This is a genomic window from Pararobbsia silviterrae, assembly GCF_003628125.1.
GTDB lineage: Bacteria > Pseudomonadota > Gammaproteobacteria > Burkholderiales > Burkholderiaceae > Pararobbsia > Pararobbsia silviterrae.
Genome location: NZ_RBZU01000001.1, coordinates 189,552 through 204,155, shown reverse-complemented (window position 1 = coordinate 204,155; position 14,604 = coordinate 189,552). Strand labels below are relative to the sequence as shown.

The 14,604-nt window shown below is 65.1% G+C and carries 11 protein-coding genes; 7 read left to right on the top strand and 4 right to left on the bottom strand.

Features of this window, described 5'->3' with window-relative positions; all coding sequences use genetic code 11:
• Window positions 1-175: 175 nt before the first annotated feature.
• Entirely contained in the window at window positions 176-1,924 is a 1,749-nt protein-coding gene (locus D7S86_RS00840; RefSeq protein ID WP_121082209.1) for an IlvD/Edd family dehydratase, read from the top strand.
• Window positions 1,925-2,098: 174 nt separating this feature from the next.
• On the opposite strand, the gene D7S86_RS00835 is transcribed toward D7S86_RS00840, so the two are convergent.
• Entirely contained in the window at window positions 2,099-3,043 is a 945-nt protein-coding gene (locus D7S86_RS00835) for a LysR substrate-binding domain-containing protein (protein ID WP_121082206.1), read from the bottom strand.
• Window positions 3,044-3,250: 207 nt separating this feature from the next.
• Between D7S86_RS00835 and araD1 the strand changes: the two genes are divergently transcribed.
• The 3 genes from araD1 to D7S86_RS00820 all read left to right on the top strand — a co-directional run bounded on the left by araD1 (window position 3,251) and on the right by D7S86_RS00820 (window position 6,616).
• Complete coding sequence (araD1, locus tag D7S86_RS00830; RefSeq protein ID WP_121084149.1) at window positions 3,251-4,258, top strand: AraD1 family protein; 1,008 nt, start codon at window positions 3,251-3,253, stop codon at window positions 4,256-4,258.
• 116 nt (window positions 4,259-4,374) lie between these two features.
• The gene (locus D7S86_RS00825; RefSeq protein WP_121082203.1) at window positions 4,375-5,811 is read left to right on the top strand and encodes an aldehyde dehydrogenase family protein; all 1,437 of its coding nucleotides are present in this window, start codon (window positions 4,375-4,377) and stop codon (window positions 5,809-5,811) included.
• Between the two features lie 292 nt (window positions 5,812-6,103).
• Entirely contained in the window at window positions 6,104-6,616 is a 513-nt protein-coding gene (locus D7S86_RS00820; RefSeq protein WP_121082200.1) for a nucleoside 2-deoxyribosyltransferase, read from the top strand.
• Window positions 6,617-6,632: 16 nt separating this feature from the next.
• Here the strand turns inward: D7S86_RS00820 and D7S86_RS00815 are convergent, their stop codons facing one another.
• On the bottom strand, window positions 6,633-7,643 hold the full coding sequence (locus tag D7S86_RS00815) for a serine/threonine protein kinase (protein WP_121082197.1): 1,011 nt from the start codon (window positions 7,641-7,643) through the stop codon (window positions 6,633-6,635).
• Window positions 7,644-7,839: 196 nt separating this feature from the next.
• The gene (locus D7S86_RS00810; protein WP_121082195.1) at window positions 7,840-8,052 is read right to left on the bottom strand and encodes a hypothetical protein; all 213 of its coding nucleotides are present in this window, start codon (window positions 8,050-8,052) and stop codon (window positions 7,840-7,842) included.
• Window positions 8,053-8,547: 495 nt separating this feature from the next.
• On the opposite strand from D7S86_RS00810, the gene D7S86_RS00805 reads away from it, so the two are divergent.
• The 3 genes from D7S86_RS00805 to gshA all read left to right on the top strand — a co-directional run bounded on the left by D7S86_RS00805 (window position 8,548) and on the right by gshA (window position 12,825).
• Window positions 8,548-9,921 carry an MATE family efflux transporter gene (locus D7S86_RS00805; protein WP_121082192.1) on the top strand — a complete coding sequence of 458 codons (1,374 nt, stop codon included), beginning with the start codon at window positions 8,548-8,550 and terminating at the stop codon, window positions 9,919-9,921.
• Window positions 9,922-9,939: 18 nt separating this feature from the next.
• Window positions 9,940-10,500, top strand: coding sequence for a YaeQ family protein (locus D7S86_RS00800; RefSeq protein WP_121082190.1), 561 nt, complete (start codon window positions 9,940-9,942; stop codon window positions 10,498-10,500).
• 699 nt (window positions 10,501-11,199) lie between these two features.
• Window positions 11,200-12,825 carry a glutamate--cysteine ligase gene (gene gshA, locus D7S86_RS00795; RefSeq protein WP_420813197.1) on the top strand — a complete coding sequence of 542 codons (1,626 nt, stop codon included), beginning with the start codon at window positions 11,200-11,202 and terminating at the stop codon, window positions 12,823-12,825.
• A 144-nt stretch (window positions 12,826-12,969) separates the two neighbouring features.
• On the opposite strand, the gene D7S86_RS00785 is transcribed toward gshA, so the two are convergent.
• Complete coding sequence (locus D7S86_RS00785) at window positions 12,970-14,532, bottom strand: efflux transporter outer membrane subunit (protein ID WP_121084147.1); 1,563 nt, start codon at window positions 14,530-14,532, stop codon at window positions 12,970-12,972.
• Between the last annotated feature and the right edge of the window lie 72 nt (window positions 14,533-14,604).

Here is a 14,604-nt window from a genome sequence, read left to right as displayed (position 1 = left end):
TGACGGCCGACATTTCATTAGACGCCGAGCCTGACGCAAGACTACCCTCAATGCCTTTGTCACACCGGCCGCGATTGGAGACGTCGCGGCAGACGTGGCGCAGTGCAGCATATGTCACCCGCATCGGGCCGGTGACGGGGCGCGGCATGACCTTGAAGGACACGGAGAGACAGCGATGAGCAGCGATCATTCAAACGACAACAAGAACGGCAAGAAGCCTTTGCGCAGTGCCGCATGGTTCGGTATCGAGGGCAAGGACGGGTTCCTCCATCGATCGTGGATGAAGAACCAGGGCATCCCGCACGACAATTTCGACGGCCGGCCGGTGATCGGCATCTGTAATACGTGGTCGGAGCTCACGCCGTGTAACGCGCATTTCCGCGAGCTCGCCGAGTACGTCAAGCGCGGCGTGCGCGAAGCGGGCGGTCTGCCGCTCGAATTTCCGGTCATGTCGCTCGGCGAGACGAACCTGCGTCCGACCGCGATGATGTTCCGCAACCTCGCGTCGATGGACGTCGAGGAATCGATTCGCGCGAACCCGATGGACGGCGTGATCCTGCTCGTCGGCTGCGACAAGACGACCCCCGCGCTGCTGATGGGCGCCGCATCGTGCAATCTGCCCGCGCTCGCGGTCTCGGGCGGTCCGATGCTCAACGGCCGTTTCCGCGGCAAGCACATCGGCTCGGGCACGGGCGTCTGGCAGATGTCCGAGGAAGTCCGCGCGGGCACGATGACGAAGGAAGAATTCACCGAAGCCGAGTCGTGCATGAACCGTTCGCGCGGCCACTGCATGACGATGGGCACCGCGTCGACGATGGCGTCGATGGTCGAATCGATCGGCATGGGCTTGCCCCAGAACGCCGCGATTCCCGCGGTCGATGCGCGCCGTCAGGTGCTCGCGCATATGGCGGGCCGCCGCATCGTCGACATGGTTCGCGAAGACATCACGATGGACAAGATCCTCACGCGTGAAGCCTTCGAAAACGCGATCCGCACGAATGCCGCGATCGGCGGCTCGACGAACGCCGTCGTGCACTTGATCGCGCTCGCGCGCCGTATCGGCGTCGAGCTGTCGCTCGAGGACTGGGAACTCGGCTCGAACGTGCCGTGCCTCGTGAACCTCCAGCCGTCGGGCGAATACCTGATGGAAGACCTCTATTACGCGGGCGGTCTGCCGGCCGTGCTGCGCCAGCTCGGCGAGCAAGGCCTGCTGCACAAGAACGCGCTGACGGTCAACGGCAACACGATCTGGGACAACGTCAAGGACGCGCCGAACTACGACGAGAAGGTCATCACGAAGTTCGAGGCCCCGTTCAAGGCGAAGGCCGGCATCGCCGTGCTCAAGGGCAACCTTGCGCCGAACGGCGCGGTCATCAAGCCGTCGGCGGCGACCGCGAGCCTGCTCAAGCATCGCGGCCGCGCGGTCGTGTTCGAAAACATCGAAGAGCTCCACGAGAAGGTCGACGACGAATCGCTCGATATCGACGAGAACTGCGTGATGGTGCTCAAGGGTGCGGGTCCGCGCGGTTACCCGGGCTTCGCCGAAGTCGGCAACATGCCGCTGCCCGCGAAGGTGCTGCGCAAGGGCATCACCGATATGGTCCGGATCTCGGACGGCCGCATGAGCGGCACCGCGTACGGCGCGGTCGTGCTGCACGTGTCGCCCGAAGCGGCCGCGGGCGGCCCGCTCGCGCTCGTGCAGACCGGCGACATGATCGAACTCGACGTCGAGGCGCGCAAGCTGCATCTCGAAGTGTCCGATGAGGAACTCGAGCGCCGCCGTCAGGCATGGGTCAAGCCCGAGTCGCCCAAGCGCGGCTACTACAAGCTCTATGTCGAGCACGTGCAGCAAGCCGATCAGGGCGCGGACTTCGACTTCCTCGTCGGCAGTTCGGGGGCGCCCGTGCCGCGCGACTCGCACTGAGTCCACGCCGGATCCCGCATGACGTCCGGCCGAGTCTGCACTCGGTCGGTCACGGAAGACACGCCGCGGTTCGCCGCGGCGTGTGCGTTTACGGCGAGTGCATCCATGACGCGTGCATTCACGGCGTGCATTAACGGCGTGCGATTGACCGCGTGCCATTGACGGCGTCCACGTCTACGGCGTGCGCATCGCCTTGTCGAGCGACATGCAGCACGCGATGAACGCTTCGACCGGTTGCGAATGCGGCGCGCCCTTGCGCGTGACGACGCCGAACGGCACGCTCATCCTATTGACCTGTATCGGCAGGACCTTGAGCAGGCCGCAGGTTTCGAAATACGACGCGACCATGCTCGGCATCATCGCGACGAGCTTGTCGTCGGAGCGCAGCAGCGAGACCGTCGCAAACGTCGACGACGTTTCGAGCGCATGCGCGGGGAAATCGATCCCCGCGTCGTCGAAGACCTGTTCGAGCACGAGCCGCATCGGCATCTGCGCCGAAAACACGATCCATTGCAGCCCGGACAACTCGCGTAGCTGAACGCGCTTGCGCGTGGCCAGCGGGCTTTGCGCGCCGACGACGAACTCGAGATGCTCGGCCGCGAGCGGCACGAAGTCGTACGCTTCGGCATGCATGCTCACGTTCGGACGCCCGAGCACGACATCGAGCGCGCGCTGATCGAGCATGCCGAGCAAGCGCGCGCTCGTGTCCTCGGAGACCTCGACGGAGATATCGGGCTGGCGATCGCGCAGCAGGCGCAGGGCCGGCGTCATCCAGGTCGGAATCGCGCCCATCACGGCGCCGACCGCGAGCGTGCCGCCGCTGCCGCGCAGAATGCCCGCGATCTCCTCGCGCAGGTCGCCGAGTTCGGAACGGATCAGCCTCGCATGCCGAATCACGCTGCGTCCGACTTCGTTCGGCACGATGCCGCGCGAGGACCGCATGAACAGTTCGGTGCCGAACGTGGTCTCGATCTCACGCAGGGCCTTCGTGATCGCGGGCTGGCTCAACGCCATCTGCGTCGCGGCCTTGCGCACCGAGCCTGTCTCGTCGAGCGCGATCAGCAACGCGAGATGATGGCCTCTCAGGCGACGCATGATCGAATGAATGCTCGGCAGCATGGCGATAACCTTTGGTTTTCACATGATCCCAATGTTTCATTATCGAAGCGCGCATCGGGCAAGTAAACTCCTCTGCACACTCATCCGGGCTGTCGCGCGCCGAGACACGCGCGATCGCGCACCATACCGGCGGGTTGCGTCGCTTTCAGGCGCATGAACGACCTGCCGGGCAGATCTCCGCGCCTCGCGGAACCCTTATTCGAAATCATGAGACTCATTCAGTTCAAGCTTGCATCCGGTCAACGCGCGGTCGGCGTGACCGGCGCAGACGGTGACGACGACACCGTACGCATCGTTCAATCCACCGAATCCGTTCTCGCGCTGGCGCAAGCCGCGATTGCCGCGAAGCATGGCCTCGCGCAGGAAATCGCCAAGCGCGGCACGCAAGGCACGGACTCCGTCAAGGCGATCCTGTCCGAGCAACGCGCGCTGCCGCCCGTCGATCATCCGGATCCCGCGCACTGGTTCGTCAGCGGCACGGGCCTCACGCATCTGGGCAGCGCGACGACGCGCGACAGCATGCATCACAAGATCTCGACGGACGAGAACACGCTGACCGACTCGATGAAGATCTTCAAGTGGGGCGTCGAGGGCGGCAAGCCCGCGAGCGGCGAGATCGGCTCGCAGCCCGAGTGGTTCTACAAGGGCAGCGGCTCGTCGGTCGTCGCGCCGGGCGCGGCGCTGCCGTGGCCGAGCTTTGCCGAAGACGCGGGCGAAGAACCCGAAATCGCCGCGCTCTACGTGATCGGTCCGGATCGCAAGCCGTATCGGATCGGCTTCGCGCTCGGCAACGAGTACTCGGATCACGTGATGGAACAGCGCAACTATCTGTACCTCGCGCATTCGAAGCTGCGTTACAGCTCGTACGGCCCCGAGTTGATCCTTGGCGACTTCCCCGAGCACGTCGAAGGCACGACGCAGATCCTGCGCGACGGCAAGGTCCTCTGGGAAAAGCCGTTCCTGTCGGGTGCGCAGAATATGTCGCACACGCTCGAGAACCTTGAATTCCACCACTTCAAGTACGAGCAGTTCCTCGAACCCGGCGATCTGCACGTGCATTTCTTCGGCACGGCAACGCTGTCGTTCGCCGATGGCATCCGCACGCAGCTCGGCGATGTGTTCCGCATTTCGGCGCCCGGCTTCGGCGCACCGCTGTCGAACCCGATCGCGGCGCTCGAAACGCGCAATGCGCCGGGTTCGGTCGTGCAGCTTTAAAATTCACCGGTCACCCCTGGCAGGGGGTATTTGGCGCGCGCATCTCGTCTCCAGGGGGGTGCGCGCGTTTTTTCTCGGGCCTCGAGCGCGGCCCGGACCTCATAGGATCACGCACCATGTCTGAATTCAAGAATCTGATCGACGGTCAATGGGTCGGCGGCGCGAGCATCAGCCGCAACATCAATCCGTCCGACACGGCCGACATCGTCGGTGAATATGCGCAAGCCGACGCCGCGCAAGCGCGTCAGGCGGTCCAGGCCGCGCGCGCCGCATTCAAGTCGTGGTCGGTATCGACGCCGCAACTGCGCTTCGACGTGCTCGATCGCGCGGGCTCGACGATACTCGCGCGCAAGGAAGAGCTCGGCCGTCTGCTCGCGCGCGAGGAAGGCAAGACCTTGCCCGAGGCGATCGGCGAAGTCGGGCGCGCGGCGCAGATCTTCAAGTTCTTCGCGGGCGAAGCGCTGCGTATCGGCGGCGAGCTCGTGCCGTCGGTCCGGCCCGGTCTCACGGTCGAAATGACGCGCGAGCCGCTCGGCGTCATCGGCATGATCACGCCCTGGAACTTCCCGATCGCGATTCCGGCGTGGAAGATCGCGCCCGCGCTCGCCTACGGCAACACGGTCGTCATCAAGCCCGCGGATCTCGTGCCGGGTTGCACGTGGGAGATCGCGCGCATTCTCGTCGAGTCGGGGTTGCCGGCCGGTGTGCTCAATCTCGTGATGGGCCGGGGTTCGGTCGTCGGCGAAGCGCTGGTCGGCTCGTCCGACGTCGATGCGATCAGCTTCACGGGTTCGGTCGCGACGGGACGCGCGATCGGCGCGAAATGCTTCGCCGCGGGTCAGAAGGTGCAGCTCGAAATGGGCGGCAAGAACCCGATGGTCGTCGTCGACGACGCCGATCTGAACGTCGCGGTCGAGGCCTGCCTCAACGGTGCGTTCTACTCGACCGGGCAGCGTTGCACGGCATCGAGCCGCCTGATCGTGACCGACGGGATTCATGATCGCTTCGTCGCGGCGCTGACCGAGAAGATGCGTGCGCTGCGCGTGGGTCACGCGCTTGCGGCCGATACGCAGATCGGGCCGGTCGTCGATGCGAAGCAGCTCAAGCAGGATCTCGACTACATTGAGATCGCGCGTTCGGAAGGTGGAACGGTCGTCGGCGGCGAACAGGTCAAGCGCGATACCGAAGGGTTCTTTCTTGCGCCGGCGCTGGTCACGGGCACGACGAACGCGATGCGGATCAATCGCGAGGAAGTGTTCGGTCCGGTCGCCTCGGTGATTCGCGTGAAGGACTACGACGAAGCGCTCGCGACCGCGAACGATACCGAGTTCGGTCTGTCGACGGGGATCTGCACGACTTCGCTCAAGTACGCGTCGCATTTCAAGCGTCATGCGCAGGCCGGCATGGTCATGGTCAATGCGGCGACGGCGGGTGTCGATTATCACGTGCCGTTCGGCGGCCGCAAGGGATCGAGCTACGGTCCGCGCGAGCAAGGCACCTACGCGCGCGAGTTCTACACGACGGTCAAGACGGCGTACATCAACGCAGGTTGATCGCACGCAGTCGGACGATGCCGGTGGTGTCGACGGATGCTACCGACATCGGATGATGCGGCTGATCGCTTAATGGCGTCGGCGGTGTCGCTTGATGCTTGCGGTGTCGCTTGATGCTTGCGGTGTCGTTTGATGTCGGCGGCGTCGCTTGATGCCGTCGGTATTGCTTGATGCCAACGGTGTCGTCGAGTCTTCCGACACCTCGCGCCGCTGAACCGCCGCGCGCACGAATGCAGGGCCGCCCGGACCTGATACATTCAAGGACCCCGTTCCCTCGATACGGAGTCCCGGATTGGAAAGCATCTATCTTGCCGGCTTCGACGTGTTCCGCGCCGACGCGGTCGAGCGCGGCGCCGAACTCAAGCGACTCTGCGCGCGCTACGGATTCGAAGGTCTCTATCCGCTCGACAATGCATTGCCCGCGGGCCTTGCCGGCTCCGCGGCCGCGCATTGGATCTACGAGCAAAACATCGCGCTGATTCGCGATGCGGATCTCGTGCTCGCAAACCTCAATCTATTTCGCGGATACGAACCCGATTCCGGCACCGCATTCGAAGTCGGTTTCGCGATCGCGCTCGACAAGCCCGTCTGGGCCTATATCGACGATGCGCGGCCGATCGTCGATCACGTGCCGCATCGCCGCGATGCGCACGGTATCGCGATCGACTCGAGCGGCTTCACGGTCGAAGACTTCGGTCTCCCCCGAAATCTCATGCTCGCGCGCTCGGCGCATCTCGTCGTGGGCGATGCCGAACACTGTCTGCGCACGCTCCACGCGTCGCGCAGCGAGGCGCCGCGCGAGTAGGCGATCGGCCGCGCGATCAGACCGGCCAGAGCGGCGGTTCGGTCATCACGGCGACCTGCTCGCGCAATTCGAGGACCCGGTCTTCCCAGTAGCGCTGCGTGTTGAACCACGGAAACGCGGCGGGGAATGCCGGATCGTGCCAGCGCCGTGCGAGCCACGCGCTGTAGTGGATGAGTCGCAGCGTCCGGAGCGCCTCGACGAGATACAGCTCACGCGAATCGAAGTCGCAAAAGTCCTCGTAGCCCGCCAGCAGATCGCCGAGCGCGCGCGCCTGCTCGGCCCGGCCCGCGGGCAGCAGCATCCAGAGATCCTGGATCGCCGGTCCCATGCGGCTGTCGTCGAAGTCGACGAAGTGCGGTCCGGCATCGGTCCAGAGCACATTGCCGCCGTGGCAGTCGCCATGCAGCCGGATCTGCGCGACGTCGCCCGCGCGTTCGAAAGCCTGCTCGATCGCTTCAAGCGCAAGGCCGACGACGGTCTGATACGCCGAGCGCAAATCGGCCGGTACGAAATCATGGTCGAGCACATACGTGCTCGGCTCGCGGCCGAACGATGCGATATCGAGCGCCGGGCGCGCGTCGTAGGGCGTCAGCGCGCCGATCGCGTGGATGCGGCCCAGAAAGCGGCCGAGCCACGTCAGCGTATCGCGATCCTCGAGTTCGGGCGCGCGGCCGCCGCGACGCTCGAAGATCGAAAAGCGAAAACCTGCGTGGTGATGCAGCGTCCGGCCGCCGATCGCGTGGGCCGGCACAGCCGGAATCTCGCGGCTCGCGAGCGTCTCGACGAACGCGTGTTCTTCGAGGATCGCGGCGTCGCTCCAACGCGCGGGACGATAGAACTTCGCGACGATCGGCGCATCGCCGTCGATGCCGATCTGATAGACGCGATTCTCGTAGCTGTTGAGCGCGAGCAGGCGACCGTCGGGCCATAGACCGACGCTTTCGATCGCGTCGAGCACGCACTCGGGCGTCAGTCCGTCAAACGGCACGTCGGACGACGGTGCGGGGGAAAGGGCAGAGGGATCCATACCGCCATTCTGCCCGACACCGATCGAAGCGGGCGATTCGGGCCATTCAGGCGATCGCGGCAAGCCGCCGTGCACGGTATGGAGGGCATGCGTGATGCATGCTCATGGCGAGCAGATCACGCCGCGCACACGATTCCGGAGGACGCCATGACGAAGGGTCGCGGGATTGGCGGCCCTTCGCGCGTCATCAGTGCAATCAATGCATCGAGTTGCTCGGCGACGGAATCTGGTCGCCCGTATCGATGAGGTCTTCGAGGAAAAAGGGCTCGGTATTGAGCTTTCGCGATGCACCCGGGTGACCTTCGTACCAGGTCACCATCGCCATATTGCCGAGAATGCGCGTGACAATGCCGAGTGCGCCAGCCGGCACCGCAATATGTGTGGACTTCACGATGGAGCCGATCTGCATGATATTTCCGTTTCGGGTGGTCAAGGCCGGGTCGAATCGAACACGCCCGGCTGCCGGACATTCTATGCCTGTGCGCGCTCAACGCAACGATGAAACAAGGGCCGCGCGTGCGGTAAACAGGTGTAATACGCGTTCGATTTATTTGCGGTTCCGGGCCCATGCGATCCGTGCCAAGCTCGACGACTCGCGTGGCGAGCCGGCTCGAATGGCGACGAGTAGTGGCGACGAGTAACGGCGGTGAGTAGCGGCGGCGAGTAATGGCGGCGCGCATCAGCCCGATGCGCGACACACGGCGCGAAGTCTGTGTGTTCGGCCATCGGCCGCCGGGTTGTTCGCCCCTCGCTCGGCCATTCGTCCTTTGCGACGGCGCGCGTTCCTCGGCGCGCCGTTCGCCCTTCGCTGCGCATTCGCTCGACACAACGCGCACGCTGTGCACATCGCTTCGACCTGTCGATAATAGAGCCCCCATTCGACACCCTCTGACGAGCCCACGAATTGAGCGCGCCGGCCAGCCTGTCCAGTCCGTCCACCGACTTTCCGTCGAGCCCCGGCGCATGGCATCGCAAGGTGCTGGGCCTGTCGATCCCGATCGTCCTCGCGAATCTGACGCAACCGCTGCTGTCGGCCGTCGATACCGCAATCGCCGGCCACATGGCCGACGTGTCCGTGCTCGGCGGCGTCGCGCTCGGCGGCCTGTTCTTCCTGTTCGTCTTTTGGGGCTTCGCGTTTCTGCGCATGGGGACGACGGGTCTCGTCGCTCAGGCGCATGGCGCGGGTGACGCCGAGGCGCTCCGCGCGATCGTGCTGCGTGCGCTGTCGCTCGCGTTCGCATTCGGCATCGTCGTGCTCGCCGTCCGCGCGCCGTTGATCCGGTTCGTCATCGGTCTGCTCGGCGGCAGTCCGACGGCCCAGGCACGGGCCATGGCCTATTGCTCGGCGCGTATTTTCGCGGCGCCGCTCGTGCTCGCGAACTTCGTGGTGCTCGGCTATCTGCTCGGCACGCAACATGCGCGGCTCGCCTTGCTCGTGCAATGGGTCGTCAACGTCGCCAACGTTGTCGCGGTGCTGACGTTCGTCTATGGCTTCGGCTGGGGCATCGCAGGCATCGGCGCCGCCACCGCGTGCGCCGATGCGGTCGGATTCGTCCTCGGCATGGCGTTGCTCGCGATCCTGCGCCCGCGCGGCTTGCGCCCGATTCGATGGCCTGCCGTATTCGAGCGGCACGCGATGCTTCATATGATCGGCATCAATCGCGACATCTTCGTGCGCACCGCCTGTCTGGTCGTGAGCTTCGGATGGTTTGCGCACACGGGCGCGCAACTCGGCGACACCGTGCTCGCGGCCAATGCCCTGCTGCTGAATTTCCAGACGTTCATGGCCTACGCGCTCGACGGCTTCGCGAATGCGGCCGAGGCGCTCGTCGGGGCCGCGCTCGGGGCACGTCATCGCGCGGCGCTGCTCGCCGCGATCCGCGTGACGCTGATCTGGACCGGCGGCGGCGCGCTCGCCTTCAGCCTGTGCTATCTGGCGATCGGTCCATCGATCATCGACTGGCTGACCGACCAGGCGGCCGTGCGTGCGACCGCGCGCACGTATCTGCCTTGGGCGGCGCTGTCGCCCCTGCTGTCCGCATGGAGCTTCGCGCTCGACGGCATGTTCATCGGTGCGACGCGCACGCGCGACATGATGGTCTCGATGGCGATCGCGATGGCGCTGTTTCTCGCAGCCGCCATGGGTCTCGGACACGCGTTCGGAAACCACGGCCTGTGGGCCGCGTTCATGCTCTTCATGATCGTGCGCGCCGTGACGCTCGGCGTGCGTGTTCCGGCGCTCGTGCGCGCAGCGGTTATCATCGCGCCTCGCTCTTGAAACGGACTTCGCGGACTCATGGCCCTCAAATCGACCATCTATAAGGCCGATCTCCAGATCGCCGACATGGATCGGCACTACTACGCCGACCACGCATTGACGATCGCACTGCACCCGTCCGAAACCGACGAACGCATGATGGTGCGGCTCGCCGCGTTCGCGTTGTTCGCGAGCGAGCGACTCGAGTTCTGCAAGGGCCTGTCGGATGTCGACGAGCCCGACCTTTGGGAAACCGACCTCACCGGCGCGATCGTCCAGTGGATCGACGTCGGTCAGCCCGACGACCGACGCATCCTCAAGGCAGCGGGACGGGCCGAACAGGTGCGCGTCATCAGCTATGGCGGCAGGGCGTCGGAGATCTGGTGGAAACCCGTCGAATCGCGCGTCGCGCGCGTGCGCAACCTGACCGTGCTGAATCTGCGCGAAGGATGCGCAGCCGCACTCGCGGGCCTTGCGCAACGGACGATGCGGCTCCAGTGCACGATTCAGGACGGACAAATGTGGCTCGGCGATGCGGCGTCGGAGCCGGTCCTCGTCGAATGGGAACGCTGGCGCGAGCCCGTCGCTCGGTCATCCTGACTGCCCGCTCGGGACGTCGAGACGTATCGATGCACGGCGATTTCGCGTGTCGCGGCGTTTTAGGGAGCGGCCCGCAGCTCGCGCACGGCGCTTGAATCCGACCGCGCGCGACTTGAATCTCACGGCGTGCGCCGCACACCTAGCCTTCGGGCTTCGGGCTTCGGCCTCCTACCTTCTGCTTCCTGCTTTCCTTCAGCCCCGTTGACGCCCGTTCAACGCCGATCGGACGCGTTCGCTCGCGCGCGATCGGCCGACGAAGATCGACCGACGCATAAACGATGGACGAAAAAAAGCCCGCCTCATTGGGCGGGCTGAATCCATATCAGGAGGAGACATGGAGGAGACAGAAACGATAGTACCCGAAACACTGCTGCATCGCAATACGCAAGTGGGGTTTGCCATCAACGTTTCAATTTAACAACAAGCATTTTGACTTCTTGAATACTAATGTATTCGGTGATAGGAATTTTTTGCCTCTACGTGCCCGATCGCACACCGTCGCGCCGGATCGCGACCTAAAATGACCGTGTCGCGGGCCCCTTTGCAAGTCCTTGAATGAAAAGACCTTCGTCGTGCAAGGTCAAAGGGCGCGCGGCACACGCATTTGGACGAAGTGTTAAAGTGCCCGTCACTTCACGATCCGACCATCCGAGCATGTCTACTTCTTCGCCGCACACGATGTCGGCGCCCGCGTTCGCGGTGCCCGACACGACGACGAATCGCGAACACCCCGGCCGCCTTGCGGCCGGTCTCGCATTGCTCGGTGCGCAGGCCAATCGCTCGCTGCTCACGCAAGGACTCCACGGGATCGAAAAGGAAAGCCTGCGCGTGTCGCCGGACGGCGCGCTCGCGCTGACGCCGCATCCGGCATCGCTCGGCTCGGCGCTGACGCACGACGCGCTGACGACCGACTACTCGGAAGCGCTGCTCGAATTCATCACCGGCGTGCACACCGAGGGCGCCGATACGCTCGACGAACTCGATACGCTTCACCGCTTTGTCTACTCCAAGATCGGCGATGAGCTCATCTGGAATCAGTCGATGCCGTGCGTTCTGCCCGCTGAAGCGGATATTCCGATCGCGTACTACGGCACGTCGAATATCGGACGTCTGAAGCACGTCTATCGTGAAGGCCTCGCGATCCGCTATGGCAAGACCATGCAGTGCATCGCGGGCGTGCATTTCAACTGGTCGCTCAACGAGACGCTCTGGCAGCGGCTTCGCGAAGCGGAGCCCGAGCACGCGCGCGGCGTCTCGATGCAGGACTACCAGTCGGACCGGTATTTCGCGCTGATCCGCAACTTCCGGCGCTTCAGCTGGCTGCTCATGTATCTGTTCGGCGCGTCGCCGGCGCTCGACGCGGGGTTCGTGCGCGGCGCGGCGCATACGCTCGAGGCCTTCGGCGACCACACGCTTTATCTGCCGTACGCGACGAGCCTGCGCATGAGCGATCTCGGCTATCACAACACGTCGGCCCAGGCCGACCTGCTCCCGAACTACGACGATCTCGCGAGCTATGTGTCGAGCCTGGCGCGCGCGGTCAGTCAGCCGTATCCGCCATACGAGGCGATCGGCACGAAACGCCGTGGCGAATGGGTGCAGATCAACACGAACGTGCTGCAGATCGAGAACGAGTTCTACTCGTCGATTCGGCCCAAGCGCGTCGCGCGTTCGGGCGAGCGCGCACTCGCGGCGCTCGCGGAACGCGGCGTTCAGTACGTCGAAGTCCGCTGCCTCGATATCGATCCGTCGGAACCGATCGGCATCGCCGAATCGACAGTCCGATTCATCGATGTATTCCTGCTGATGTGCGCGCTCGACGACAGCCCGCGACTGTCAGCCGAAGGTTTTGCGGAAAGCTCCGACAATTTCGGCCGTGTCTCGCGCGAAGGGCGTCGCCCGGGTCTCGTGCTGCAACGCGAAGGCAGCGCGATCGCGATGCGTGATTGGGCCCATGTCTTGTTCGACCGGATGACGGCGGCCGCCGATCTGCTCGATGCGGTACGCGGCGACGACGTGCACCGGAGCGCGCTCGACGCCGAGCGCCTCAAGCTCGACGACGCCTCGCGCACGCCCTCGGCGCGCGCGCTCGCGGCGCTGTTCGATCAGAACGTGTCGTTTGCCGAGTTCAATCTCGCGCAGAGCCGCCGAATCGCCGAAGGGTTCCGCGCGCGGCCGTTGCCGGCCGATCTCCAACAGATCTTCGAGTCGCTCGCGCGCGAATCGCTTGAGCGCCAAGCCGCGCTCGAACGCGAGCAACACGGCGATTTCGATACCTTCCTGGCCGCCTACCGCGCATTCACGCTCGACGGCATCGGAAGCTAGGACTCGGCGATCGAACCCATCGGCCGCATCTGACGTGCCGATCCGGGCATCGCGCCGTCGAGCTTAGGACGATGACGCTCCCGCGTCGGGCGCGTCTGCCGGCGTATCGCCCAGCGCGCCGATCGAGGCATCGCGCCGGCGAGTTCAGGACGATGACGCTGCCGCGTCGGGCGCATCCGTCGGCGTATCGCCCGGTGCGGGTGCCGCGCTGCCGTCGGCAGCCTTCGCTTCGGGGTCGTCCATGCGTGACGTATTCCAGCCGCCGCCGAGCGACTTGACGAGTCCGACCGCCGACACCATGCGCTGGCCCGAGATATTCGCGAGCGTTTGTTCGGCCTGGTAAGCGGCAGTTTGCGATGTGATGACGTCGAGGTACGTCGACGTACCCGCCTTGTACTGGTTCGTGACGATGGCGAGCGCCTCGCGCGCCGAGTCGACCGCGGCGCGCTGAATCACGATCTGCTGCTCGAGTACGCGCAGCGAGACGAGATTGTCCTCGACGTCCTGGAACGCCGCGAGCACCGCTTGCCGGTAATTCGCGACCTGTTGATCGTAGGCCGCACGCGCGGCGTCGGTCTGCGCGCCGCGCAGACCCGCATCGAACACAGTCTCTGCGAGTTGCGGCCCGAGCGTCCAGAACCGCGACGGCGCCGACACGAGACTGCCGAGCAGCGAACTTTGATACCCGCCCGTCGCCGACAGACTGATGCTCGGGAAGTACGCCGCGATCGCGACGCCGATCTGCTCGTTGGCCGCCGCCGCGCGGCGCTCGGCCGCAGCGATGTCGGGCCGCCGTTCAAGCAGCGCGGTCGGCAGTTGAGCGGGAATCGCAGGCGGCTCGGCCGCCAGCGGCATGACCGGAATCGAAAACGTCGAGGCGGGTTCGCCGACGAGCACCGCGATCGCATGCTCGTACTGCGCGCGTGCAATGCCGTTGTTGACGGCGCTGGACTGCGCAGACTGCAGCTGTGTCTGCGCTTGCAACACATCCGAGCGCGCGGCGACGCCCTGCGCGTAGCGATTTTGGGTGAGTTCGAGCGACTTCTGGTAGGCGGCGACGGTGTCGTCGAGAAGCTTCTGCGTCGCATCGAGCGCGCGCAACTGAAAATAGTCTTGAGCGAGGGTCGCCTGAGCCGACAGCCGCGCATTGGCGATATCCGCCGCGGCCGCTTGCTGGCCCGCCTTTTCGGACGCGACCTCGCGACGCACCTTGCCCCAGACATCGAGTTCCCAGGTCGCGTCGCCTTCGAGCGAGAACGTATTCGAGACGCCCGAGGACGTCACGGCGCCGCTCGATGCGAGCGACGATCTTGCCGTACCCGATCGCGTCCCGCCGGCCGACACCGAGATCGTCGGGAAATACGCAGCGCGCGCTTCGTCGACGAGCGCGTGCGACTGACGATAGGCAGCCTCGTAGCCGGCGATCGTCTGATTCGAGACGTCGACCTTCGCTTCGAGCCGGTCGAGCGTGTCGTCGTCGAACACGCGCCACCAGTCGCCGCGGTCGTGTCGATCCGCGGGTTCGGCGACCTTCCATCCCGGCGCGGCTTCCTTGAATGTCGCGGGCATCGCGACGCTCGGGCGCGCATAGTCGGGGCCGACCGCGCATCCGGACACGACGGCGCCGCACGCCAGCGCCGCGACCAGGATAGTCGGGCGCACCCGGACACACACGCGCGAAACGCGAATCGAACGACGGATGGACATCGAGAGTTCCTGCGGGAAGAAGGCGGGACGGCTCAGCGTGTGGATCTTAATCTCAGGAGCCGCGTCCGGTTT

Bases quoted from the DNA above. Each gene is read 5' to 3' on its own strand.
- D7S86_RS00800 (WP_121082190.1), top strand. From the start codon at position 9,940: ATGGCCCTCAAATCGACCATCTATAAGGCCGATCTCCAGATCGCCGAC.
- D7S86_RS00825 (WP_121082203.1), top strand. From the start codon at position 4,375: ATGTCTGAATTCAAGAATCTGATCGACGGTCAATGGGTCGGCGGCGCG.
- D7S86_RS00835 (WP_121082206.1), bottom strand. From the start codon at position 3,043: ATGCTGCCGAGCATTCATTCGATCATGCGTCGCCTGAGAGGCCATCAT.
- araD1 (WP_121084149.1), top strand. From the start codon at position 3,251: ATGAGACTCATTCAGTTCAAGCTTGCATCCGGTCAACGCGCGGTCGGC.
- D7S86_RS00815 (WP_121082197.1), bottom strand. From the start codon at position 7,643: ATGGATCCCTCTGCCCTTTCCCCCGCACCGTCGTCCGACGTGCCGTTT.
- D7S86_RS00840 (WP_121082209.1), top strand. From the start codon at position 176: ATGAGCAGCGATCATTCAAACGACAACAAGAACGGCAAGAAGCCTTTG.
- D7S86_RS00810 (WP_121082195.1), bottom strand. From the start codon at position 8,052: ATGCAGATCGGCTCCATCGTGAAGTCCACACATATTGCGGTGCCGGCT.
- D7S86_RS00785 (WP_121084147.1), bottom strand. From the start codon at position 14,532: ATGTCCATCCGTCGTTCGATTCGCGTTTCGCGCGTGTGTGTCCGGGTG.